The following is a 1,149-nucleotide window of genomic DNA, read 5'->3' on the forward strand; positions in this document are numbered from 1 at the left end:
TGGTCCTGGTGGCGACGATGTCCGTGCTGGCGGCCGGCAGCGCAGCCATGGCCGCCGCGCCGGCGCTGGACGCGTTGCTGGGCGTGCGCTTTGCCGTGGGCCTTGCGCACGGCGTGTTCATGGCCGTCGCCTCGCATGCGGCCACCAGCCTGGTCGATCCTGCCCGCGCGGGCCGGGCCCTGTCCATCGTCTGGCTGGGCCTGACCCTGGCGCTGGCGGGCGGCGTGCCGCTGGGGACATGGCTGGGCGCCGTGTCGTCGTGGCGCGCCGTGTTTGCCGCCATCGGCGTGCTGGCCCTGTGCGGCGGCGCAGGCTTGCGCTTTGCCATGCCGGCCGCGCGCCAGGATGCGGGTGCCGCATCGGCCCTGGCCAGCCTGTGCGCCATCCTGCAGCCGCCCCTGCTGCTGGCGGCCGGCGTGGCGGCGCTGGTCAGCGTGGCTACCTTCAGCTTTTTCACCTACGTTTCGCCTTTCCTGCTGCAGCTGGGCGGACTCGATGGCCGCTGGCTGGGCGCGGCCATGCTGTGCTTTGGCGCGTGCGCCATCGGCGGCAACCTGCTGGGCGGCTGGTGCGCGGACCGCCCGTCCGCGTTGCGCGCCACCGTGCTGGCCCTGGCCGCGCTGGCGCTCAACCTGCTGGGGTTTTATCTGCTGCGCGCCCATCCCCTGGCCATGCTGGCCCTGTGCGGCACCTTGGGCTTGCTGTTCTTTGCCCTCGTCACCCTGTCGACCATGCGCTTGCTGCGCCTGGCGCGGCAGCATTGCCCGGGCAGCGACGCCGTGGCGGCGGGCCTGAATATCGCCGCCTTCAATGCGGGCACGGCCGCCGGCGGCGCGCTGGGCGGTGCCCTGATCGTCGCCTTCGGCTTGCCCAGCATCGCCGTCGGCGGCGCGCTGGCGGCGCTGCTGGCCATGCTGCTGCTGTGGTTCCAGTCGCGCAAACTAGACGCGCCGCTCTAGTTTTTGCGTTCAAACGCCCCCTGCCTTTGGCGTACACTGGCCTGCAAAAGGCGGTATAAAACAAGGGGATACGGGATATGCAACGCAGATCGTTTCTGAAACTGGGCTTGCTCGGCGCCTGTGCGCTGGCCGCCGGCGGCGCCGCGTACCGGGCGCTGCGGGGGCCGGCGCCGCCGGGCCGCTTCGTGCT

At 72.0% G+C, this 1,149-nt stretch carries 1 protein-coding gene; it reads left to right on the forward strand.

Features of this window, described 5'->3' with window-relative positions; all coding sequences use genetic code 11:
* The coding region (locus GCN75_RS28760; RefSeq protein WP_152285373.1) for an MFS transporter at window positions 1-959 on the forward strand (959 nt) is incomplete at its 5' end.
* Window positions 960-1,149: the final 190 nt, after the last annotated feature.

The organism is Janthinobacterium violaceinigrum, assembly GCF_009208555.1.
Classification (GTDB): Bacteria; Pseudomonadota; Gammaproteobacteria; order Burkholderiales; family Burkholderiaceae_D; genus Janthinobacterium; species Janthinobacterium violaceinigrum.